Source organism: Edwardsiella anguillarum ET080813 (genome assembly GCF_000264765.2).
In the GTDB taxonomy this organism is placed as follows: domain Bacteria; phylum Pseudomonadota; class Gammaproteobacteria; order Enterobacterales; family Enterobacteriaceae; genus Edwardsiella; species Edwardsiella anguillarum.
The window spans coordinates 1,852,517-1,873,765 of sequence record NZ_CP006664.1 but is presented as its reverse complement, the minus strand read 5'-3'; the positions used below and the strand labels follow the sequence as shown (position 1 = coordinate 1,873,765).

The 21,249-nt window shown below is 61.2% G+C and carries 17 protein-coding genes and 4 tRNA genes; 4 read left to right on the top strand and 17 right to left on the bottom strand.

Going from position 1 to position 21,249, the window contains the following annotated elements:
• Nucleotides 1-3: 3 nt before the first annotated feature.
• Nucleotides 4-2,559, bottom strand: a complete 2,556-nt coding sequence (locus ETEE_RS08435) for a class I adenylate cyclase (protein ID WP_034164542.1) — start codon at nucleotides 2,557-2,559, stop codon at nucleotides 4-6.
• A 301-nt stretch (nucleotides 2,560-2,860) separates the two neighbouring features.
• Between ETEE_RS08435 and hemC the strand changes: the two genes are divergently transcribed.
• From hemC to hemY, 4 genes are read left to right on the top strand one after another with little or no spacing between them, the layout of a single operon-like run.
• Complete coding sequence (gene hemC, locus ETEE_RS08430) at nucleotides 2,861-3,814, top strand: hydroxymethylbilane synthase (protein WP_034164541.1); 954 nt, start codon at nucleotides 2,861-2,863, stop codon at nucleotides 3,812-3,814.
• A gap of 6 nt (nucleotides 3,815-3,820) precedes the next feature.
• Nucleotides 3,821-4,567, top strand: a complete 747-nt coding sequence (gene hemD, locus ETEE_RS08425; RefSeq protein ID WP_034164540.1) for a uroporphyrinogen-III synthase — start codon at nucleotides 3,821-3,823, stop codon at nucleotides 4,565-4,567.
• An 18-nt stretch (nucleotides 4,568-4,585) separates the two neighbouring features.
• Nucleotides 4,586-5,734, top strand: a complete 1,149-nt coding sequence (gene hemX / locus ETEE_RS08420) for a uroporphyrinogen-III C-methyltransferase (protein ID WP_034164538.1) — start codon at nucleotides 4,586-4,588, stop codon at nucleotides 5,732-5,734.
• A 2-nt stretch (nucleotides 5,735-5,736) separates the two neighbouring features.
• On the top strand, nucleotides 5,737-6,936 hold the full coding sequence (gene hemY, locus ETEE_RS08415; protein ID WP_034164537.1) for a protoheme IX biogenesis protein HemY: 1,200 nt from the start codon (nucleotides 5,737-5,739) through the stop codon (nucleotides 6,934-6,936).
• A 614-nt stretch (nucleotides 6,937-7,550) separates the two neighbouring features.
• Here hemY and ETEE_RS08410 read toward each other — a convergent pair.
• From ETEE_RS08410 to wecA, 16 genes are all read right to left on the bottom strand, one after another.
• A tRNA-Pro gene (locus tag ETEE_RS08410) sits at nucleotides 7,551-7,627 on the bottom strand.
• Between the two features lie 24 nt (nucleotides 7,628-7,651).
• Nucleotides 7,652-7,738, bottom strand: a tRNA-Leu gene (locus ETEE_RS08405).
• Between the two features lie 14 nt (nucleotides 7,739-7,752).
• A tRNA-His gene (locus ETEE_RS08400) sits at nucleotides 7,753-7,828 on the bottom strand.
• Nucleotides 7,829-7,885: 57 nt separating this feature from the next.
• Nucleotides 7,886-7,962: transfer RNA gene (locus tag ETEE_RS08395), tRNA-Arg, on the bottom strand.
• A 174-nt stretch (nucleotides 7,963-8,136) separates the two neighbouring features.
• Nucleotides 8,137-8,877, bottom strand: coding sequence for a lipopolysaccharide N-acetylmannosaminouronosyltransferase (wecG, locus tag ETEE_RS08390; protein ID WP_034164536.1), 741 nt, complete (start codon nucleotides 8,875-8,877; stop codon nucleotides 8,137-8,139).
• Nucleotides 8,867-10,255, bottom strand: a complete 1,389-nt coding sequence (wzyE, locus tag ETEE_RS08385; protein WP_034164535.1) for an ECA oligosaccharide polymerase — start codon at nucleotides 10,253-10,255, stop codon at nucleotides 8,867-8,869. The genes wecG and wzyE overlap by 11 nt, the downstream gene beginning before the upstream one ends.
• Entirely contained in the window at nucleotides 10,252-11,328 is a 1,077-nt protein-coding gene (locus ETEE_RS08380) for a TDP-N-acetylfucosamine:lipid II N-acetylfucosaminyltransferase (RefSeq protein ID WP_034164534.1), read from the bottom strand. Before ETEE_RS08380 ends, wzyE begins: the two co-directional genes overlap by 4 nt.
• On the bottom strand, nucleotides 11,325-12,575 hold the full coding sequence (gene wzxE, locus ETEE_RS08375; protein ID WP_034164533.1) for a lipid III flippase WzxE: 1,251 nt from the start codon (nucleotides 12,573-12,575) through the stop codon (nucleotides 11,325-11,327). Before wzxE ends, ETEE_RS08380 begins: the two co-directional genes overlap by 4 nt.
• A complete protein-coding gene (gene rffA / locus ETEE_RS08370) occupies nucleotides 12,575-13,705 on the bottom strand; it encodes a dTDP-4-amino-4,6-dideoxygalactose transaminase (protein WP_034164591.1) in 1,131 nt (376 codons plus the stop codon). Before rffA ends, wzxE begins: the two co-directional genes overlap by 1 nt.
• Before the next feature lie 25 nt (nucleotides 13,706-13,730).
• Nucleotides 13,731-14,426 carry a dTDP-4-amino-4,6-dideoxy-D-galactose acyltransferase gene (gene rffC / locus ETEE_RS08365; RefSeq protein ID WP_034164531.1) on the bottom strand — a complete coding sequence of 232 codons (696 nt, stop codon included), beginning with the start codon at nucleotides 14,424-14,426 and terminating at the stop codon, nucleotides 13,731-13,733.
• Complete coding sequence (gene rfbA / locus ETEE_RS08360) at nucleotides 14,404-15,285, bottom strand: glucose-1-phosphate thymidylyltransferase RfbA (RefSeq protein ID WP_034164529.1); 882 nt, start codon at nucleotides 15,283-15,285, stop codon at nucleotides 14,404-14,406. Before rfbA ends, rffC begins: the two co-directional genes overlap by 23 nt.
• A 32-nt stretch (nucleotides 15,286-15,317) precedes the next feature.
• Nucleotides 15,318-16,382, bottom strand: a complete 1,065-nt coding sequence (gene rfbB / locus ETEE_RS08355; protein ID WP_095666577.1) for a dTDP-glucose 4,6-dehydratase — start codon at nucleotides 16,380-16,382, stop codon at nucleotides 15,318-15,320.
• Nucleotides 16,379-17,641 (bottom strand): UDP-N-acetyl-D-mannosamine dehydrogenase, encoded by a 1,263-nt coding sequence (gene wecC / locus ETEE_RS08350; RefSeq protein WP_034164527.1) that lies wholly within the window; start codon nucleotides 17,639-17,641, stop codon nucleotides 16,379-16,381. The genes rfbB and wecC overlap by 4 nt, the downstream gene beginning before the upstream one ends.
• Nucleotides 17,638-18,768, bottom strand: coding sequence for a non-hydrolyzing UDP-N-acetylglucosamine 2-epimerase (gene wecB / locus ETEE_RS08345; RefSeq protein WP_034164526.1), 1,131 nt, complete (start codon nucleotides 18,766-18,768; stop codon nucleotides 17,638-17,640). Before wecB ends, wecC begins: the two co-directional genes overlap by 4 nt.
• Nucleotides 18,769-18,850: 82 nt before the next feature.
• Nucleotides 18,851-19,888: an ECA polysaccharide chain length modulation protein gene (gene wzzE / locus ETEE_RS08340; protein WP_034164525.1), complete on the bottom strand. Its 1,038-nt coding sequence runs from the start codon at nucleotides 19,886-19,888 to the stop codon at nucleotides 18,851-18,853.
• 30 nt (nucleotides 19,889-19,918) lie between these two features.
• Nucleotides 19,919-21,007, bottom strand: coding sequence for a UDP-N-acetylglucosamine--undecaprenyl-phosphate N-acetylglucosaminephosphotransferase (gene wecA, locus ETEE_RS08335; protein ID WP_034164524.1), 1,089 nt, complete (start codon nucleotides 21,005-21,007; stop codon nucleotides 19,919-19,921).
• Nucleotides 21,008-21,249 lie beyond the last annotated feature (242 nt).

Below are 21,249 nucleotides of genomic sequence, written 5' to 3'. Positions count from 1 at the left end.
GATTCAATACACCTTGAACTGCTGGCGCGGCGCGGCGGCGCCGTCGCCTTCCGTCTCTGCGCCAGGCGGCGTCATCGCCTTGCTGCGGAATGGGATCACCTGCGCCCGCCCCGCCACCGTGACGATCTGATAAAACTGCGGCAGGTTGAAGTTGATAAAGCTGGAGCCATAGGTAAAGCGATCGTGTGATGACGAATAGAAGCGGCTGACATCGCGTACCAGCTCCTCTTTACTGCCCTCGCAGTGGTGATACACCTCGACGCGGTTGGACTCATCCAGAATGTATATATTAAAGCCGTCGCGCTCGCCGTCCTCAAAAAAGAACTGAATGATCCCTTCACTGGCATAGCCATCGACCACCGCCGGCAGGTGTGCCTGATCGGTCTCCACCTGCATCGACAGACCGTGCAGCTTATTGTTGGAGATGGCGCCATAAAATTCGACCGCATTTTCCAGCTTTTGCACCGATACGCTCAGCCGTTCGAAGAAGAGCCCCCAGGTCTGGCCGGCCACTCGCACCGCCTTGAAGCGCCCCGGCTCCTGGCGGCTGCTGGAAAGGCGCAGATCGATACACTCCGAAACCAGCTGCTGTAGCCGGGTGCGGATCAGCCCGCGCAGATGGCGGCTATAGCAGAACACCTCTACGGCCTCCGGCGGCGCGGCATCCTGGTGCATCTTGCCCAGGATGGTCTTCAACGCCTCCAGCACCGCCTGCTCGCCGCTAAAGTGCAGGGTTCGCACCTCATTCCACGAGTTGCGGTACAGCAGATCGACGCTGCCGACCAGACACTGCTGCTGTTCGCCGAAGCTAAAGACATCCAGCTGACGGAAATCAAAGTGCACCACCTGATTGCTGAAGGTGGCGGTAGGATCGTGCTCCAGATTGACAATGATCGCCAAATGGCGGATCTCGCACGGGCTATACAGCGCCTTGGGCGTCGGCGCAGAGAGGCGCAGCGGGAAGTGGTTGGAGACATCGCGCACCAGCTCCCGCAGCTTGTTCAGATCGCACTGGCTGCTGTTCGCCTTGATATGCAGACGGGTCTCTTCCGTCAGCAAACCGTTAAAATAGGCCCAGGCCACCAGCTTATTCAGGTAGCGGTTATACTCCAGCGGCTGATGGCTGACGATGCTGTCGATGGTCGGCGCCTGGTTGTACAGGTACCAGCCGCTGCGATTGGCGCGCCCAATCGGCACATAGATAAAGGTCAGATCGCGCTCGGACAGATCCGGCGAGATCTGCGGATTCACCAGCGTCACCTTGCCCGGCAACGCCTCAAAGGCGGCGTACAGCTTACGGGTCAGCACCCCTATATCCTGCGGGCTGGCGCTGACGCTCAGGTTATTGCGACGCGCGAAGCGGATCAGGTTGCGATAGCTTTGCATCATCGCATCCAGCAGTTCATTATGCGCCTCGCGCACCTGGCCGATCTTCCAGTTGGCGCGGTTGTCGAGCGAACGGATCAGCGCCTCATCCCAGCCCCAGTGAGCCACCAGCTGACTGAGGATCTCCCGACGCCAGCCGACGCAGGCGCGAGCGCGCGACATCTTTTCGCACACCTTGAGATAAAAACAGCGACGCGCCAGGTCGAGGCGGGCATGATCGCCGATCTGCTCCAGATAATGGGTAACCCGATCCAGCATCATGCAATAGGAATCGAGGCCGAAAGAGACGATCTCCCCTTTATGCAGACGCTGCTTAATGTCCATCGCCAGCAGCTCGGTATTGGGATACTCCCAGGAGTAGGCCTCCAGCAGCAGGGTTTTCAGCACCGCCTTGTAGGGGGAGTCGATACTTTTATACAGCTGCCACAGGCTGGCGCCAAAGTACTCCTCCGCCGACAGCGAGCTCAGCCCGCCGAGATCGAGCCACTCGTTGGGCGTCAGCGCCCCCTGCGCGTAGAGTGACAGCACATACTCATCGTAGTGCTCCTCCTCTTCACAGGGCACCATGCTCCACAGAATACGCTTGCCGGCCAGACGAACGGCGGTGCGGTAAAACTCATCCAGCAGCAGAATATGCTGGGTTGAGCCGCAGTCCTCCCCCCCCAGGCTACCGCTTTCGTTGTGGCGAAACCGGTTCTCATCGATCAGGAAAAAGCTGACCTCAACCCCAAGCGACGCCGCCCACTCCTCCAGCAGCGTACACTTCTGCTGCAGCTGACTACGCTCGCAGGCGTCAAGCCAGGAGTGGTGACAGACCCAGATATCCAAGTCAGAGCTACAGCTCTGGCCGATGGAGGAGGTGCTGCCCATGGTGTACAGTCCGGTAATCGGCATCTGATCCGACCCCGTCACCGGTGGAATACTACCCGGCGCACGCTGCTCCAGATGCAGCAAATAGTTCTGCTGTGGCTCATCCGGCGTAAAGAAGCAGATCCCGTGAGGAACGTTACCCTCCAGGTAGCCCGGCATCAGCGGATGGTGAAAATGCAATAAGGTAGGCAGCAGCGTATATACCTGCTGAAACGCGGGGCCCATCGCCGACAGCGCCCGATCAACCCGCAGTTGGTTAATCGCGTCCAGTCGTTGCTTCAGTGTCTCGATATAGAGGTACAAGACGTTTCGCCTGATTTTCTGGTGTACGAAGGGAGACTTGTTTCCACGCCCCAACGGTGGTTTTATTAATAGTAATGATAGATGGGAAATTGCTGGAAACGTGATCAATTTAACACCTTGCCGATTGACCGTAAAGATACAAAAACCACACACTTACTATTGCGCTCCTCTTATCATTGATCTTTCCGGCTTTTCCAACGCATTTTCCCGCCCCCTTCTATACTCACCTTCCGTGCGCGTACGCTGCATGCCCATGCAACAACATGGTAGGATGACGCCTAGGCAAATAAGGGATATTCACATGCAATCAATGACAACGGCAACGCAGCCCACGCTGCGTATCGCAACGCGCCAGAGCCCGCTGGCACTGTGGCAGGCACACTACGTCCGGGATCAGCTGCTGGCCCACTGGCCGCAGCTGACGATAGCGCTGGTGCCTATGGTCACCCGGGGCGACGTTTTGCTGGATACCCCGCTGGCCAAAGTCGGCGGCAAGGGGCTGTTCGTGAAAGAGCTGGAGCTGGCGCTGCTGGAGGGACGGGCCGATATCGCCGTGCACTCCATGAAAGATGTGCCGGTCGCCTTCCCCGACGGCCTGGGGCTGGCGACCATCTGCCAGCGCGAAGATCCGCGCGATGCCTTTGTCTCACCGCGCTTTGCCTCGCTAGATCAGCTGCCGCCCGGCAGCGTCGTCGGCACCTCCAGCCTGCGCCGCCAGTGTCAGCTGCGCGCGGCGCGTCCGGATTTGCAGATCCGCGATCTGCGCGGCAACGTCGGCACCCGCCTGGCTAAACTGGATGCCGGTGACTATGACGCCATTATCCTGGCCGCCGCCGGTCTGAAGCGTCTGCAGCTGGAAAATCGCATCCGTACGCCGCTGACGCCGGAGCAGTCGCTGCCCGCCGTCGGTCAGGGCGCCGTCGGTATCGAGTGCCGGTTGGCGGACAGCGCCACCCGCCGCCTGCTGGCACCGCTCAACCATGCCGATACCGCGCTGCGCGTCTGCGCCGAGCGGGCGATGAACACGCGTCTAGAAGGCGGCTGCCAGGTGCCTATTGGCAGCTATGCCGAAATCGACGGCGACCAGCTGTGGCTACGCGCGCTGGTCGGTGCGCCTGACGGCTCGCTGATGATTCGCGGCGAACGGCGCGGCCCGCTGGCGCAGGCGGAGGCGATGGGCACCGCGCTAGCCGATGAGCTGCTGGCGCGCGGCGCGCGTGCCATCCTCGATGCCGTCTACAGCCAGAAAGCGTAAGCGGCCATGGGTATTCTGGTGACTCGCCCTTCTCCCGCCGGTGAACAGCTGGTCGATCGCCTGCGGGCGCTGGGGATGGCGGCGTGTCATACGCCGCTGATCGGCATTGCCCCCGGCCGCCAGCTGGCGCAGCTGCCGGAGGCCACGGCAGCGCTGCAGCGGGGCGATCTGCTGCTGGCCGTCTCCCGCCACGCCGTTCTCCACGCCACAGAGGCGCTGCGGCAGGCCGGTCGGGAGTGGCCCACGGCTCCGCGCTACGCCGCTATCGGCCACAGCACTGCACAGTCGCTACGGGCCGCCTGTCACCAGCCGGTGATCTTTCCGCCGGCGCCGGAAACCTCGGAGGCGCTTCTGGCGCTGCCCGCCATACAGCAGCTGCGGGCCCAGCGGGCGCTGATCCTGCGCGGCAACGGCGGACGCGACCTGATCGCCGATGCCCTGCGCGCGCGCGGCGTATCGGTCACCCTATGCGAATGCTATCGCCGGGTCGCCATCGCCCACCCCGCTGACGAGCTCTACGCACGCTGGCGGCAACAGAAAGTCTCGACACTGGTAGTGACCAGTGGTGAAATGCTGCAACAGCTCTATGATTTAGTTCCTGAATACGATCGGCGACGTTGGCTCCTCGGCTGCCGGCTGATCGTCGTCAGCGAACGTCTGGCACAGCGCGCCCGGGATCTGGGATGGCAGGAGATCCGGGTAGCGGACAGCGCCAACAATGATGCGCTATTGCGTACGCTACAGATCAACTGACCATGGGATAATGCCACGATGACGGAACCCACTACCCCGCCAGACAAGGCGGCCGCCGCCGAAGCGGCTACCGAGCAGACGCAGCCGCTGGAGCGCGCTCACAAACAGGATAAGCAGATCGTGAAAAAATCCGCCGCCGGTGGCCCGGCGCTGGGCGCCATTGCCATCGTACTGGTTATCGCCCTCGGTGCCGGTCTTTATTACCACGGGCATCAACAGGCACAGATGCAGCAGGCCACCGAACAAAACCTGCAGGAACAGCTCAGCGCGCTGCATACCGCGCAGGCGCAGGAAAAGCTGCGGATGGAGGCGTTGCTGAATAAACAGGCGAAGGCGCTGGATGTCGCCGCCCAGCTGCAGGCCAGCCAGTCACAGCAGCTCAAGGAGCTGGAGCAAAAGGTCGCGGCGATCTCCGGCAATGACGCCAACACCTGGAAGCTGGCGCAGGCCGATTTTATGGTGAAGCTGGCTGAACGCAAGCTGTGGAGCAATCAGGACGTCACCACCGCCCTCGCCCTGCTGAAGAGCGCCGATGCCACCCTGGCCGGCCTGGATGACCCCAGCCTGCTGGGCGTACGCCGCGCGCTGACTGAGGACATCGCCACCCTCTCCGCGCTCAACCAGATCGACTTTGACGGCATCATCCTCCAGCTGAATCAGCTGGCCAATCAGGTTGACGATCTACGGCTGGCGGATAATGACGGCGACGAAGCGCCGATGGATCAGGACGACGGTGAGCTGAGCGCCTCGCTGAGTCAGTGGCGACAAAACCTGGCCAAAAGCTGGCACAGCTTCATCTCTGAATTTATCACCATCCGGCGCCGCGATAGCAGCGCCGAGCCCCTGCTGGCGCCCAGCCAGGACGTATACCTGCGTGAGAATATCCGCTCTCGCCTGCTGATCGCCGCTCAGGCGGTGCCGCGCCACCAGAATCAAATCTACCAGCAGTCGCTGGAAAGCGTCTCAGCCTGGGTCCGCGCCTATTTTGACGTCAACGATCCGAGCACCAAGGCGTTTTTAAACCAGATTGACGCCCTTAGCCAGCAGTCCGTCAGCATGATATTGCCCGATGCGCTAAAGAGTCAGCCGCTGCTGGATAAACTGCTGCACGCCCGGAGCAACGTGCTGACCGCCGCGCCGGCTGCACCCGCGACGCAGGGGGAATGACCATGCTCAAGGTCCTGCTGCTGTTTATCATTCTGATCGCCGGCATCGTGCTCGGCCCGATGCTGGCCGGCCATCAGGGGTATGTGCTAATCCAGACCGACGGCTACAACATCGAGACCAGCGTAACCTCGCTGGTGATCATGCTGATCCTGCTAATGCTCGTGCTGTTTGCCCTGGAGTGGCTGCTGCGGCGGCTGCTGCGCACCGGTGCCCGTACCCATGGCTGGTTTATGGGACGTAAGCGCACCCGCGCGCGCCGCCAGACCCGCGCCGGATTGCTCAAGCTGACGGAGGGCGACTATGGCCAGGTTGAAAAGCTGCTGGCGCGCAATGCCGATCACGCCGATCAGCCGCTGGTGAACTATCTGCTGGCGGCCGAAGCCGCACAGCAGCGCGGCGATGAGCTGCGCGCCAACCAGTATCTGGAGCGCGCCGCCGAGGTCGCCGGCAGCGATCCGCTGCCGGTCGATATCACCCGCGTACGCCTGCAGCTGGCGCGTGGGGAGAACCACGCTGCCCGCCATGGGGTGGATGCCCTGCTCAACTATGCGCCGCGTCATCCCGAAGTCCTGCGTCTGGCAGAGCAGGCCTACCTGCGTACCGATGCCTTCGGCCCGCTGCTGGAAATCCTGCCCGCGTTGGCCAAGCAGGGACTACACAGCGATGATGATATCGAGAAGCTGCAGATCCGGGCCTATATCGGCCTGATGGTTCAGGCGATGGCCAACGGCGGCAGCGAGGGGCTGAAACAGTGGTGGAAAGCGCAGGGGCGTAAAACGCGTCATGAAACTGCGCTACAGGTCGCCTTGGCCGAACACTTGATAGAGTGTGACGATCACGGTGCCGCTCAGCAAATCGTCGTCGACGGGCTGAAGCGCCGCTTCGATGAGCGGCTGGTGCAGCTGATGCCACGACTGAAGTCCGGTAATCCCGAACAGCTGGAGAAGCTGCTGCAACAGCAGATCCGTCAGCATGGCGCCAGCGCGCTGCTCAACAGCACCCTGGGGCAGCTGCTCATGCGCCACGGCGAGTGGCAGCTGGCGGCAGAGGCGCTGCGCGCCGCGCTCAAGCAGCGCCCGGATGCCTATGACTACGCCTGGCTCGCCGATACGCTGGACAAGCTACACCGCCCGGAGGAGGCCGCACAGATGCGGCGCGACGGCCTGCTGCTAACCCTGCACCAGGATCAGCCGACCGCCTGACCCCTCGGCGAGTCCACGCTCAGGATAGCGCCAGCGTTATCATCCGGCCCGCTCACCGCGGGCCTTTTTTTGGCAAAAAAAAACACCTGCCATCAGGCAAGTGTTGAAAAAGGACAATCAGATCTTAAGACAACTGATCGGTGCCTCACTCAACGACGTGTCCGTGACATGCTGGCGCTAGGGACAGCACGATTCGGACGATAGGCACCACAAGTCGGCTCTGCATCATTCTCAGATTTATGAAGCTTACGCAAACATAAGGGGGCGAATGAGCATCTACGGCGCAAGTATTGCATAAACCATGCCAATATTAAAACCCGCGGCCCACCGCCCATGTCGCGGGCACACGGCGCCGAGATGTCGTCTTTCGGAGACGCTAATGCGGCATTTTATTTTTTATTGTTTTAAAACATGCTACTAAACGTCTCTTTATGGCGACACATCGCCCGGGCGCCGTCGTAAAAAAGAGACGGGTGAGGGATGAGGTTGCCTATCTGTCGCAATAAACTGCGAACGGGAAAAACGGGAATGAGAGAAAAGTAACGCGCCAGGGAACCTGGTGGAGTTAGCGGAAACGCAGAGACAAAAAAACCTCGCGATGCGAGGAGATGGGGTGGTCGGCGAGAGAGGATTCGAACCTCCGACCCACTGGTCCCAAACCAGTTGCGCTACCAAGCTGCGCTACTCGCCGATTCATTTAGTCCCAGTAGGGGTGTGGTGCGAAGAGAGGGACTTGAACCCTCACGTCCGTTAAGACACTAACACCTGAAGCTAGCGCGTCTACCAATTCCGCCACCTTCGCATGCCACTTGAATCTGGGGTGGCTAATGGGACTCGAACCCACGACAACTGGAATCACAATCCAGGGCTCTACCAACTGAGCTATAGCCACCAATGTACTTCTTAACGCGGTAATGATACCACCGCAGCTCTTGCGCCTTAAGCAATATGGCGCGCCCGACAGGATTCGAACCTGAGACCTCTGCCTCCGGAGGGCAGCGCTCTATCCAGCTGAGCTACGGGCGCTCAGCGCCGTTGCGGGGGTGGATACTACGGGCTTAAGGCCATGCTGTCCAGCGCTTTTTTGCAGAAATATCGCGTTTGGCTACACTTTGCGCACTCTGCTGTAAAAGCACACGCTCCCGGACGCAAAACCACCGTGCGCGCCCGGCGACACGGCCTGCGCGAGGCGACAGCGCGCTATAGCTTCCTCGCGTAGTAGTAGGTCACGAAACGCAGCAGCTTAACCTGGCGGCGCCAGCGCGTCGGCTGGGACAGCAGGCGATACAGCCACTCCAGACCAAAGCGCCGCCACAGAAGCGGCGCGCGACGAACCCGCCCGGTAAAGACGTCATAGGTGCCGCCAACCCCCATATACAGCGCCTGGGGATAGTAAGCCCGACAGTCGCGCATCAGGATCTCCTGGCGCGGTGAGCCCATCGCAACCGTCACGATCTGCGCCCCGCTGGCGCGAATCCGCTCAAACAGCGCATCGCGTTGTTCTGGGGAGAAATAGCCATCCTGGGCGCCGACGACATTGACCCCCCATCGGCGGCGCAACGCCGCCTCGGTCTGCGCCAGGACGTCGGGCTGGCCTCCGACCAAAAACACCGGAATGCCCAGCTCACCGGCGCGCTGCATCAGCGCCTCCCACAGATCGGCACCGGCGATGCGGCTGACCTGTGCTCCGGGGTATTTACGCCGAATGGCGCGCACGATGCTGATGCCATCGGCATATTTATACTCCGCCGCCGCGATCAGCGCCCGCAGCGCAGCGTCATCCTCCGCCGTCATCACCTTTTCGGCGTTAATCGCGACCAGCGTGCCTGGACGTACCGCCGTCTCCGTCAGCAGATGGCGCAGAAACTGATCGCTGTCGCGAAAGCCCCAGATATCGATACCGCGAATCGCATAATGTGGAATTGACCCGTTACTCTCCATCGTTTCTATCCTTGCGGGCCGGCGATCCCTCCCCGACAGAAGACGCCGCGATGGCCGCGCGCGCGCGGATCAGCCCCGCCGCATCAAACAGCCAGTACAGCAGCTTTGCCAGCAGCAGACAGCAGCCGAAAATAATACAGAAAAACACCACGCGCGAGACAAAGGCGTCAAGCCCCTCGCGCGCCAGTACGATCATATTAAACACCGCCCCGAAGCAAAACGCCTGGATCACCGCGCCCCGGTAGCGGTTTGACGCCAAGCATCCTCGGGTATACAGCCAGTCGAACCACTTGATAATCAGCCCCACGGCGATCGCCCCCAGCGGAATAAACGCCGCGCCGCCCATCACCACCAATGAGCCAATCAGGGTGGGGGAGATGGCCAGCCCCGAATGGTTATCGAGCACCTGCCAGGTAAAATAGTTGGCGCTATTCAGCACCAGATGCGGCCGATCCGGCCACATCCAGCCGGGGATAAAGACGTAGAAATCGCGGGCGATCGGCGCCAGTCCCTGAAAATCTATCTGGGTATAGTGCTGCAGCAGCAGCGCCAGATTCTCCCAGGGCGAGAAGGTGTCGCGCGTCAGATAGAGAAAGGTGTAGAAGGCCTCGTCGCCGCTTACCGCCAGGCCGTAGCGCTTGAGGGCCAGCCAGAACATGCCGACGACCCCGACGACGCCGGCCAGCGCCAGCATCCACAGGGTTATCCAGCCGCGCTGGATACCGATAAACAGGAACAGCGCGAAGGCGATGATAATGTTGGCGCGCGTCCCGCCGACGATGACGTAGGTCAACAGGCCAAAAACCACAGTGCTGACCAGAAAAAAAAGCCAGGCGGCCTGCGTCTGACGAAGAAAGTACACCACCAGCATCGCCGGAATAAAAAAGTAAAAGAAGCGCTTTAGCGCCACGCCGGAGACGCCGCTGGAGAAGATCTGGCTATAGGAGTGCAGCTTAAACAGCAAAAAGCCGTTGTTGAGGAAGAAAATGGTTACGGTCACCAGCGCCACCAGCGCCAGCAATATCCAGGTCAGCTGCGCCTCCACCCGGTTGAGCTGCAGCCAGGCGGAGCCGCCGCTCGACGCCGACGTTGCCGAACGCAGCCGCGTCTTGTAGGTGACGTAATAGATAGCGTAAAACGCCGTGGCCGACAGCAGGGCGTACAGCATCTCCTCCGCCGGCACCGTCGCCACGTCAAAGCGGAACACCAGCGTACAGGTCAGCGGAAAGCCGAAATAGAATGTCAGTAAAAATAGCAGTGAAAAGAATACGTTAAAATTAAAGCGAACCCGGCGAAACTCTTTGTAGGTCAGAAACGCCACAAACAGCAGCGAGAAAAAGTACACCAGCGCCAAACCGGCAAACTGCATCAGGGTCATGGCCGTTCTCCCAGCGCCAGCGCCTGCAGCCAGCCGTCGGTATAGTTGGGGTCGAAAAAGGCGAGCCGGCTCAGATCGCGCTGCGCCAGCTGACGCTGCGCCGCCCGCACCGCGGCGTCATCCGGCGCGTCATCGTCAAACAGCACCGGCAGCTGTTGATCGACCATATCGCGCCAAAAGGGGTTCTGCCGACTCAATACCAGGGGGATCCCCTGCTGTAGCAGCAGACACAGCGTGCCGATCCCCTGCTGACGTTCAAAGATAAAGTAGCCCAGATCGCAGCGGGCCAGAAGCGCCAGATAGTCGGTAAAGGCAACCTGCTGCGTCAGCAGCGTCGCATTATGGCCAAACAGGCCCTCGGCTCGCTCGCGTACCTGCGTGATATAGGCCTGGTTGTTGGCAGGATAGCCCAGCGGCACGATGACCCGCGTCTGCGCACCGAAGGTATCGTGCAGTCGCTGCAGCGCCACCAGATGGCGATTGCTGCGATCGCCGGAGTTCCCCACCAGCACCGTCAGCGCTTCCGACGTCGCTCTAGCCCGCTGATTGCACGTCAGCGCCGGATCCATCCGCGTCGGGAAATAGAGCGTCGACGTCGTCACCCGCGGATGGCGCCGCCGATAATAGTCCAGATCGCCCAGCGTGGCGAAGACGTGCCCCACCCGCCCCTGAGCCCGGCGGCGCAGGCCGTAGTACAGCCGGTATTTCCAGCCGCGGGCCTCCTCATACAGATCGGCCCCCCACACGTGCCACAGCACCTGCTGCGGCCGCAGACGCCCGCACAGCAACGCCAGCCATAGCCAAGGATTAAACTGACCGTGCAGGAAGAAGCGCAGAGCACGATCCGCGCTGGCGCGAGCCAGCAGCGCCCGCGCCAGCGCGCGCTTGTCTGGCCAAACCTCGATATCCAGCCTGGTCAGGTCGGCGAACGGGGCGGCGTCGCGCGCCACCACCATAAAACGCCGGCGCGGCGCTGTCGCGGCGCGCTGCGACAGCACGCCGTCAAAGAAACGCAGCAGCGTCAGATTATGGTGCGGGATATCCGCTCCCAGTACGTGAATCAGTGTCGTCATGCGCGGTTACGATAAATCCAAAATACGCTGCCACACAGCAGGAAATAAATAATATAGGTTGCCATATAGGCCTGAGCGGCGCCCAAGGCACCGTGCAGCGGGATCAGAATACGCGACAGTAGGGTCAGCAGGATAAACTGGCTTATTTCGCACAGCAGGTAAAAGCGCAGCGAAGCTTTGGCGATCACCAGGTAGCCGAAGACATAGGCGCCCACCTTAAACACATCCCCCGTCAGCTGCCAGGCAAACAGGTCGCGCATGGCGCTGAATTTCCCCGACAGCAGTAGCCAAATCACCAGATCGCGCAGCAGCCAGACCGTAAAGCTGACGGCCGCCACCGCGGGCAAAACAAAGCGCAGCGCGCGCAGGATCTCCTGCCCAACCGCCTGACGGCTGTGCAGCCCGGCCAAGGTCGGCAGCAGATAAACGCTGAACGAGGCGGTAATAAACTGCAGGTAGGCGTCGGAGATGCCGCTCACCCCTTGCCAGATCCCGACGGCCTCCCAGCCATCCAGCGCCGCCAGCTGATTACGCATCATGACATAGGCAACCGGCATCGTCACCGCGGTCATCACCGCCATCAGGGTAAACTTCCCCAGGCTAGCGGCCAGCGGCCGATCCCAGGACGGATGAAAATAGTGCCACGGGATATGACGCTGACGCCAAAGCACCCACAGGGCCGGCAGTGTGGCGGCCGCCGGCACCAGCGCCAGCCCGGCCAGCGCACCGCGGTAGCCGCCCAAAAAATAGCTCAGAGTATAGGCCGCCACGCCCAGCAGGCTACCGAGCGAAACCGCCAGCGCGTTGCCGCGGGCGTCGCGATACCCCTTGATCACCGCCAGGCAGTAGTTAGCGCAGGCAATGCCCATTTGCAGCAACGCCACCAGGCGGATCACCGCCTGATAGCGATCGTGGCCAAACAGCACCACGCTGATCGGCGCGGCCCCTAGGGTAAAGATCAGCGCCAGCAGCAGGGAGAACCCCAGGATCATCGTCGATGCGGTGCCCAGCAGCGCCCGTAGCCGCTGCGGCTGCTGGCGATACTCTGCGACATACTTGGTTATACCGTTGAAAATCCCGGCGCCCGACAGCACCCCCAGGACGGTGATCACCTGACGAAAGTTGGCCGCCTGCCCCACGCCGACGGGGCCGAACGCCACGGCCAGCAGCTTGACCACCACCAGTCCGGCACCGATCTTGATCAGGGTCGAACCGGCGGTCCACAACGATGCCCGCGCCAGGGACATCAGTGGAAGAAACTCTGAATGCTGTTAATCACCGTCCGTTGGTTTACGTCCGGCAAATTATAAAACAGCGGAAGGCGTACCAGACGCTCGCTCTCACGCGTGGTGTAGCGATCCTCTCCGACGAAGCGGCCAAAGCGCGCCCCTGCCGGGCTGCAGTGCAGCGGGATATAGTGGAATACCGCCATAATCTCCGCCTCTTTGAGAAAGTCGATAAAGGCGCTGCGTTCGCGCATATCGCGTAGCTTGAGATAAAACATATGCGCGTTGTGCCCGCAGTGTACCGGCGTGGTCGGCAGCGCGAGGCGCCCGGCCTCGACCAGCGGCGCCAACGCCTCGTGGTACTGCCGCCACAGCTGCAGGCGCCGCTGATTGATGCGATCGGCCACCTCCAGCTGCGCCCACAGATAGGCGGCCTGCAGATCGGACATCAGGTAGCTGGAGCCGATATCACGCCAGGTATATTTATCCACCTGCCCGCGGAAAAACTGGCTGCGGTTGGTGCCCTTTTCACGGATGATCTCCGCCCGCTCGATCAGTGCCGCATCGTTTATCAGCGTCGCGCCGCCCTCGCCGCCGGCGGTGTAATTCTTGGTTTCGTGAAAGCTGTAGCAGCCGATGTGGCCGATAGTGCCCAGCGCCCGCCCTTTGTAGGTCGACATCACCCCCTGCGCGGCATCTTCGACCACATAGAGGTCGTACTGCTGCGCCAGCGCCATGATGGTATCCATCTCGCAGGCGACGCCGGCATAGTGCACCGGTACGATGGCGCGGGTTTTCTCCGTGATCGCCGCCTCGATCAGCGTCTCATCAATATTCATCGTATCGGGACGTACATCGACAAAGACAATCCGGGCGCCGCGCAGCGCGAAGGCGTTAGCCGTCGAGACAAAGGTAAAGCTCGGCATGATCACTTCGTCGCCGGGCTGAATATCCAGCAGCAGGGCCGCCATCTCCAGCGACGCCGTACAGGAGGGGGTCAACAGGACTTTGGCGCTGCCGAAGCGCTGTTCCATCCACTGCTGGCAGCGGCGGGTGAAGCCGCCGTCGCCGCACAGCTTGCCACTGGCCATCGCCGCCTGCATATAGTCGGACTCGTTGCCGGTGACCGGGGGCGCATTAAATGGGATCATTGTGTTCACCTCGATCGAGATAACGTTATCGGTATAGCCAATAAGCGGTAGCAGCCAGCTGCGCACCGCAACCAAGATACAAACGTTGCGCCGCCAGATTACCTATCTGGGTTGCCACGTGCAGCCGAGACAGATGCTGTGCGTGACACCACGCCTGCGCCTGCGTGACCAGGCGCCGCCCCACGCCGCAGCGGAACGATGCGCCGTCCACCGCCAGTAGCCCAATCCGGGCGCTGCCGTCCACCTGTCGCCGCAGTGTGACAAATCCCTGAGGATTGCCCTCATTATCCAGCGCCAGCAGGCAAGCGTGATCGAACGTGCCATAGACGGCCTTCTCGACCCATTCGGCATAGAAACGCGCGCTGTCCCCGTCGCGATACCAAGGGGCTCGAAAACGGCTCAGCGCAAAGGCATCGCGCGCCAGGGTGCGCAGCCACGGGCAATCCTGCGCCTGCGCCTGACGCTGGCTACCGGATGCCGGCGCGGACGATACGGGTAGGATAAAGTCGGCCTCCCCCTCCGCCAGACGGAACCCCAGCGCCTGCAGGGCATCACAGTGCGCCAGATCGCGAGCGTCCACCTTCGCCTGCAGCAGCTGATAGGCATCGCACGCCGACGCCAGCAGCGGAGGAGCCCGATCGTCAAACATCAACCGCCCGCTGCGCAGGGCAAAAAAGGCGCTCTCCCACGCCAGCGGCTCAATACTGGCGTGGACGGACATGCAGTAACTCCCGCAGATAGGCGCCATAGGCGGTCTTGTCCAGCGATGCCGCGGCGCGCGCTACGCCGCGGTCATCCAGCCAACCGTTGCGCCAGGCAATCTCCTCCAGGCAGGCAATCTTAAAGCCCTGTCGCTTCTCCACCGTCTGCACAAAGGCGCTGGCCTCCAGCAGGCTGTCATGGGTACCGGTATCGAGCCAGGCGAACCCCCGCCCCAGCAGCTCTACGTTGAGCTCACCACGCTGCAGATACATCTGGTTAATACTGGTGATCTCCAGCTCGCCGCGAACGGAGGGAGTAACCCTGCGGGCAAAGTCCACCACCTGAGCATCATAGAAATAGAGCCCGGTCACCGCCCAGTTCGAGCGCGGCCGCAGGGGCTTCTCCTCGATGGAGAGGGCACGGAAGTCGTCATCGAACTCAACCACCCCAAAACGCTCGGGGTCCATCACCTGATAGCCGAATACCGTCGCCCCGCCCTCGCGCTGCGCCACCTGACGCAGCTTGGGGCTAAACCCTTGGCCAAAAAAGATATTGTCCCCAAGGACCAGGCAACAGCTATCGCCGTCAAGGAACGACTCTCCGATTAAAAACGCCTGGGCCAGCCCCTCTGGACGCGGCTGCTCGGCGTACTGCAAGCGGACGCCGATATCGCCGCCATCACCCAACAGCCGCTGAAACGCCGGCAGATCCTGCGGGGTGCTGATCAGCAGAATGTCGCGGATCCCGGCCAGCATCAATACCGACAGCGGATAATAGATCATCGGCTTGTCGTAGATCGGCAGCAGCTGTTTGGAGACGCCGCGGGTTATGGGATACAGGCGGGTGCCCGATCCCCCCGCCAAAATAATACCTTTCATCGGTCATCCTTATCTTCGCGTACGTGAACGCGTCAGGCCAGCCCCAACCGTTCACCGGCATAGGAGCCATCCATCACGGCGCGCCACCAGCGCTCATTGGCCAGGTACCAGGCGACCGTCTTGCGGATACCGCTCTCAAAGGTCTCCTGTGGCCGCCAGCCCAGCTCTCGCTCGATCTTGGCGGCGTCGATCGCATAGCGCACATCATGACCTGGGCGATCCGCCACATAGGTGATCAGATCGGCAAAATGGCGCACGCCGACGGGTTTTTCCGGCACCATCTCCTGCAGCAATGCGCACAGCGTCGTCACCACATCAATGTTGCGCTGTTCGTTGTGACCGCCGATGTTATAGGTCTCCCCCACTCGCCCGGTCGTCAGCACCCGATACAGCGCGCGGGCATGATCCTCGACGTACAGCCAGTCGCGCACCTGCAGGCCATTGCCATAAACCGGCAGCGGCTTAGCAGCCAGCGCATTGATGATGGTCAGCGGGATCAGTTTTTCCGGAAAGTGGTAGGGACCGTAGTTATTCGAGCAGTTGGTGATCAGCGTCGGCAGTCCGTAGGTGCGCAGCCAGGCGCGTACCAGATGATCGCTGGCGGCCTTGGAGGCAGAGTAGGGGCTGCTCGGCGCATAGGGCGTATCTTCGCGGAACAACGCCTGCGGACCGTGCAGATCCCCATACACCTCGTCGGTAGAAATATGATGGAAACGGAATGCCGCCCGCTGCGCCGCCGGCAACGCGCTCCAGTATCCACGCGTCGCCTCCAGCAGGGTATAAGTGCCCACGATGTTGGTCTGAATAAAATCCGCCGGGCCGTCGATAGAGCGATCGACGTGGCTCTCGGCCGCTAGATGCATAATGGCATCCGGCCGGTACTGGGCAAGGATCCGATCCATCGCCGCGCGGTCGCCGATATCCGCCCGCTCAAACGCATAGCGATCGCTGTCCACCACCGGCGCTAGCGAGGCCAGATTACCGGCGTAGGTCAGCTTGTCGACCACCACCACGCTGTCGGTCGTATCCATGATGATATGCCGCACAACGGCCGAGCCGATAAAGCCGGCGCCGCCGGTGACCAAAATGCGTCTCACCGCCATACCCCCTTGGTGTCCACCACAAAGCGCTGGGTCACCGTCTGAGGCGCCAGCACCCGGAACGGCTGATGATCGACCAGCAGCACCACGACATCGGCCTGCGCCAGCGCCGTAGCGCAGTCCGTCAGCTGCGCCATACCGGCCAGGCGGGTAGGCAGTTGGTGAATGTTGGGCTCAACCACCAGCGTGGTGCCACTGTGCCACTGAGCGACCATCTCGGCGATCTCCATCGCCGGACTCTCGCGCAGATCGTCGATATCCGGCTTAAAAGCCAGGCCGAAGCAGGCAATGGTCGCTTCGGAGGCCCGTTTATCCTCCGCGGCCAAGCAGTCGGCCAGCGCCGCTTTCACCCGATCGACGACCCACAGCGGCTTGCCGTCATTCACCAGGCGCGCCGTATGGATCAAACGTGCCAGCTGCGGATTCTGCGCCACGATAAACCAAGGGTCTACCGCGATACAGTGCCCACCGACGCCCGGCCCCGGCTGCAGAATATTCACGCGTGGATGGCGGTTAGCCAGCGCAATCAGCTGCCAAACATCGATACCCTGAGCATCGCAAATCAGGGACAGCTCATTGGCAAAGGCAATGTTCACGTCGCGGAAGCTGTTTTCGGTCAATTTACACATTTCGGCGGTGCGGGCGTTGGTCTCCACGCACTCCCCCTCCAGAAACAGCCGGTACAGCGCGCTGGCCTGAGCCGAACAGGCTGGCGTCATGCCGCCGATCACCCGATCGTTGCGCAGCAGCTCCACCATGATTTTCCCCGGCAGTACCCGCTCTGGGCAATAGGCGACGCGGATATCCGCCTGCTCGCCGCCCTGATGGGGGAAACGCAGATCCGCCCGGCACTCGGCCAGCCAGGCGCACATCTGCTCCGTGGCACCGACCGGAGAGGTCGACTCGAGGATCACCAGATCCCCTTTCTTCAGCACCGGCGCAATGGAGCGCGCCGCCGCTTCGACATAGGTTAAATCGGGCTCATGCTCGCCCTTGAAGGGCGTGGGAACCGCGATCAAAAAGGCGTCGGCCGGCTCGGGTCGCATCACCGCACGCAGAAAGCCCCCCTCAACGGCGCGCTTCACCGCCCGATCCAGATCTGGCTCAACGATGTGAATTTCACCGCGGTTGATGGTCTCGACCGCATGTTGACTGACGTCAACCCCGATCACCTGCTTACGGCACCCGGCAAACGCCACGGCCGTCGGCAAACCGATATAACCCAGCCCAATAACGGAAATAGTGTCAAAACTCATAGTGTTGCCCGATAATTTTTTAATGCGCTTAAAATACGCTGACAGGCATGCCCGTCACCATAGGGGTTAGTAGCATGGCTCATCGCCCGGTACTGCTGCTCATCCTCCAGCAGCAGACTCACCTGCGCGACAATCGTCGCCGTATCCGTCCCCACCAGACGCACGGTTCCGGCCTGTACCGCCTCCGGCCGCTCAGTGGTCTCCCGCATCACCAGCACCGGCTTGCCTAGAGAGGGCGCCTCCTCCTGGATCCCCCCCGAATCAGTCAAAATCAGCTGGGCTCGCCCCATCAAATAGACAAACGGCAGGTAGTCCTGCGGCGGGATCAAAAAGACATTCTCGATGTCGTGCAGGATGCGGTTAACCGGCTCGCTGACGTTAGGGTTCAAGTGTACCGGATAAACGATCTGTACCTGCGGGTGGCTGCGCGCAATCTGCGCCAGCGCACCGCAGATACGCTCAAAGCCGCCGCCGAAGCTCTCGCGCCGATGACCGGTCACCAGCAGCAGCGGCTTATCTGCAGCCAAAAACGGATAGGACGCGGCCAGACGGGTCTGCAATGCCGCATCGGCGCAGATCCTGTCTCGCACCCACAGCAGGGCATCAACCACGCTATTGCCGGTCAGGTGGATCGTCTGTTCACCAATGCCTTCGCGTAGAAGATTGGCGCGCGCCGTGAGGGTCGGCGCAAAATGGAGGCTGGCCAGGTGTCCGGTCAGCGTACGGTTGGCCTCCTCGGGCCAAGGCGAATAGAGATCGCCGGTGCGCAACCCCGCCTCCACGTGCCCGACCGGAATTCGCTGATAAAATGCCGCCAGACTGGCCGCCAGCGTGGTGGTGGTATCGCCGTGAACCAGTACCACATCGGGTCGGAACTCGGCCAAGACGGGCTTGAGCCCCTCCAGGATCCGGCAGGTAATATCGCTCAGATCCTGTCCTGGACGCATAATGTTCAGATCGTAATCGGGCACGATTTGAAACAGCCCCAGCACCTGATCCAACATCTCCCGGTGCTGGGCGGTGACGCAGACGCGAGCATCAAATGCGGCGTCTGCGGCCAGCGCATGCACTAAGGGGGCCATTTTGATCGCTTCAGGACGCGTGCCAAAGACGGTTAACACTTTCACTGTATCATTCTTCTTTTGTTACCGCCGATCCCCGCCCGCTGGCCGGACCGGCCAATTCCCTGTTAAGCGCTAACGCAGGCGCTCAGATCCGTGCGCGGCGGGAAAGCGCAATACCGGCGCCGACCAGCGCGCCAATGGCGCCCCACATCACCATCATAAAGAGCCGGCGCGGGCTATCACGCTTCACCGGCTCCTCCGGCGTGCGCAGATAGCGATAAGGCTGAAACGCCGCGTCCAAAACCGGCCCGACGCTCAGGGTCGTGAGCATCGCCCGATTCCGGTCATAGTCAATGTCATAGGATGGCCCAACGGCGCGCAGGGCCTCCAGACGCGCGCGCAGCATCGGCTGTCCTAGCATAAACAGCTCGGCATCGGGCACCTCGGCCTGCGCCGTCGTCGCCATGCTGCGGGTGATCCCCTGCTGCGCGGCGATCTTCAGCCCCTGCTCCAGGCCGTTTAGCTCACGCTGATAGATCGCCTGCGCCACCGCCTCCTGACGCTTTACCTGCGCCTTCAGAAAGATACTACGGGCCGCCCAGGCCCCCTGCAGAGAGGCATTCAGATTGGCGCTGGCGCGATGGGCGGCAAAGGCAACGTACTGGCGCAGCAGCTGGTTAGCCTGCGCGGCGCCGTCGGCGGTAAGACGAATGCTGTCATCGCTGTGCTTCGCCGCGTCCCCCGGCGTAAAGACGATCTGATTAATCAGCTCATCCAGCAGCGCCGCATCCGCCTGCGCGCTCCCCTCTTTATGACGCTGATAATAGGGGCTATGCAGCCAAAACTCGCGCCGCGTGTCATAGGAGGCCAACTGTGTCGTGAACTCAGCGTAGGCCTCATCGGCGATGCTGCCCTGCGCCGCCGCGCCGCTGGGCGCGCTTAGCTGCGCAAGATTGCGTAAAAACTGCTGCTGAGAGTAGTAGCCGCCCAGGCTGTTAACGCCCGGGCTCGCGGTGATCGCCGCCGCGCTCCACTTCTGCGGCATCAGCAGAGAGACACCCAGCGCCAGCGCCGCAAACAACACCGCCGTGCCAACGATCCAGGACTTACCGCGCCACAGCGTTCGACACAGCCCTCGGACATCCAGCTCATTCTCCACGGGCATCGGATTTTGACTCACCATCGGTTTTCCCTTTATGGCCGACTAGGGCCGTTAGACATGCATGCCTGCCGATTTACGGCGCAGACGGCGCTTAAAGCGCTTCACCATACGCGCCACGCGCCACGCGCGCTTGATACAGTAACCATAGAGGGCAAAAGCAAGCAAGAACAGTGCCATCATGACATATTCGGGCAGCCAGATCTCACCCAGAACCCCGATCGCCGCCAGCAGCGCCGCCGCCAGCGTAATCAGGACAAACGCCTGGCGGGAGGTAAAGCCAGCGCGCATAATCAGGTGATGAATATGCTGGCGGTCTGGTGAAAAGGGGCTCATCCCTTTGCGCAGACGCCGATACATAATAGCGATCATATCCATCAGCGGTATCGCGATAACCCACAGCGCCGTCACCGGGTTCATCGGATGCCCGCGCCCCTGGGTGCTCTCCAGCAAAATCCAGATAACGGTAAAGCCGATCAGGGTACTTCCGGCGTCGCCCATAAAGACCTTGAAACGCGGCCCAACCACGCCCAGATTCAGCAGAATGTAGGGAAGCGTCGCCGCGATAATCGCAAAGCACCACAGCGCCAAATCCGGCTGGCCGTCCCACTGCAGCAGGATCCCCATGGCGGCAAAGGTGACGCAGGACAGACCGCCGAGCAGGCCGTCGATACCGTCCACCATATTAAAGGCGTTGATCGCCGCCCATACTGCAAACAGCGTCACCAGATAACCGAAGGGGCCTAAAATCAGCTCCCAGGGCCCTAAGACAAACCCCAGGCTGCGCAGGTATAGGCCGCCTGCGACCATCATGGCGATGGCGATCAGCGCCTGCACCGTGGCGCGGAACTTTACGCTGATATCGAAGCGATCATCCAGCGCACCGACCAGCACCAGGATCCCGGCACAGATCAGATACAGGGTGGCGTGGGGAATGTAGGGTTTAAAAAACAGGAAAGTAAAGCAGATCCCCGCGTACACCGAGATACCGCCGACCAGCGGGATCAGCCCCTGATGCCGCTTACGGTAATTGGGCTTATCCACCAGACCTATCTTCTTGGCTACCCGGCGGGCGACCAGTAAAAATGCCATAGAGAAAAGGAAGATAAGGAAAAATTTGCTACTCAGAGTGAGTAAATTCACGGTTAACTGCTCTCTGTCTGATCGCCGCCATGACGTTACGCGACGATATCCCTTTAACAAGACCAACACATCGGCGAAATAGGCCCGGCAGTCCAGAACAATAAAAAGACATCGCCTGGACTCCCGCGGTCAGCGACATATGCATAATCTGGACGATTCGCCAATTTTATACATATAGTGCAAAATATATTTGTCTAATCGTATCCGCTAAAAGTGCAAAACGCCACGTTATTGCTAACGTG

What these genes read in the sequence shown, in the direction of transcription:
- wecG (WP_034164536.1), bottom strand. Translation starts at nt 8,877, where the DNA reads ATGGAGAGTAACGGGTCAATTCCACATTATGCGATTCGCGGTATCGAT.
- hemD (WP_034164540.1), top strand. Translation starts at nt 3,821, where the DNA reads ATGGGTATTCTGGTGACTCGCCCTTCTCCCGCCGGTGAACAGCTGGTC.
- hemC (WP_034164541.1), top strand. Translation starts at nt 2,861, where the DNA reads ATGCAATCAATGACAACGGCAACGCAGCCCACGCTGCGTATCGCAACG.
- rffA (WP_034164591.1), bottom strand. Translation starts at nt 13,705, where the DNA reads ATGATCCCATTTAATGCGCCCCCGGTCACCGGCAACGAGTCCGACTAT.
- wzxE (WP_034164533.1), bottom strand. Translation starts at nt 12,575, where the DNA reads ATGTCCCTGGCGCGGGCATCGTTGTGGACCGCCGGTTCGACCCTGATC.
- rfbA (WP_034164529.1), bottom strand. Translation starts at nt 15,285, where the DNA reads ATGAAAGGTATTATTTTGGCGGGGGGATCGGGCACCCGCCTGTATCCC.
- wecC (WP_034164527.1), bottom strand. Translation starts at nt 17,641, where the DNA reads ATGAGTTTTGACACTATTTCCGTTATTGGGCTGGGTTATATCGGTTTG.
- rffC (WP_034164531.1), bottom strand. Translation starts at nt 14,426, where the DNA reads ATGTCCGTCCACGCCAGTATTGAGCCGCTGGCGTGGGAGAGCGCCTTT.
- hemX (WP_034164538.1), top strand. Translation starts at nt 4,586, where the DNA reads ATGACGGAACCCACTACCCCGCCAGACAAGGCGGCCGCCGCCGAAGCG.
- wzzE (WP_034164525.1), bottom strand. Translation starts at nt 19,888, where the DNA reads ATGGTGAGTCAAAATCCGATGCCCGTGGAGAATGAGCTGGATGTCCGA.
- wzyE (WP_034164535.1), bottom strand. Translation starts at nt 10,255, where the DNA reads ATGACCCTGATGCAGTTTGCCGGTTTGGCGCTGGTGTACTTTTTCTCG.
- ETEE_RS08380 (WP_034164534.1), bottom strand. Translation starts at nt 11,328, where the DNA reads ATGACGACACTGATTCACGTACTGGGAGCGGATATCCCGCACCATAAT.
- hemY (WP_034164537.1), top strand. Translation starts at nt 5,737, where the DNA reads ATGCTCAAGGTCCTGCTGCTGTTTATCATTCTGATCGCCGGCATCGTG.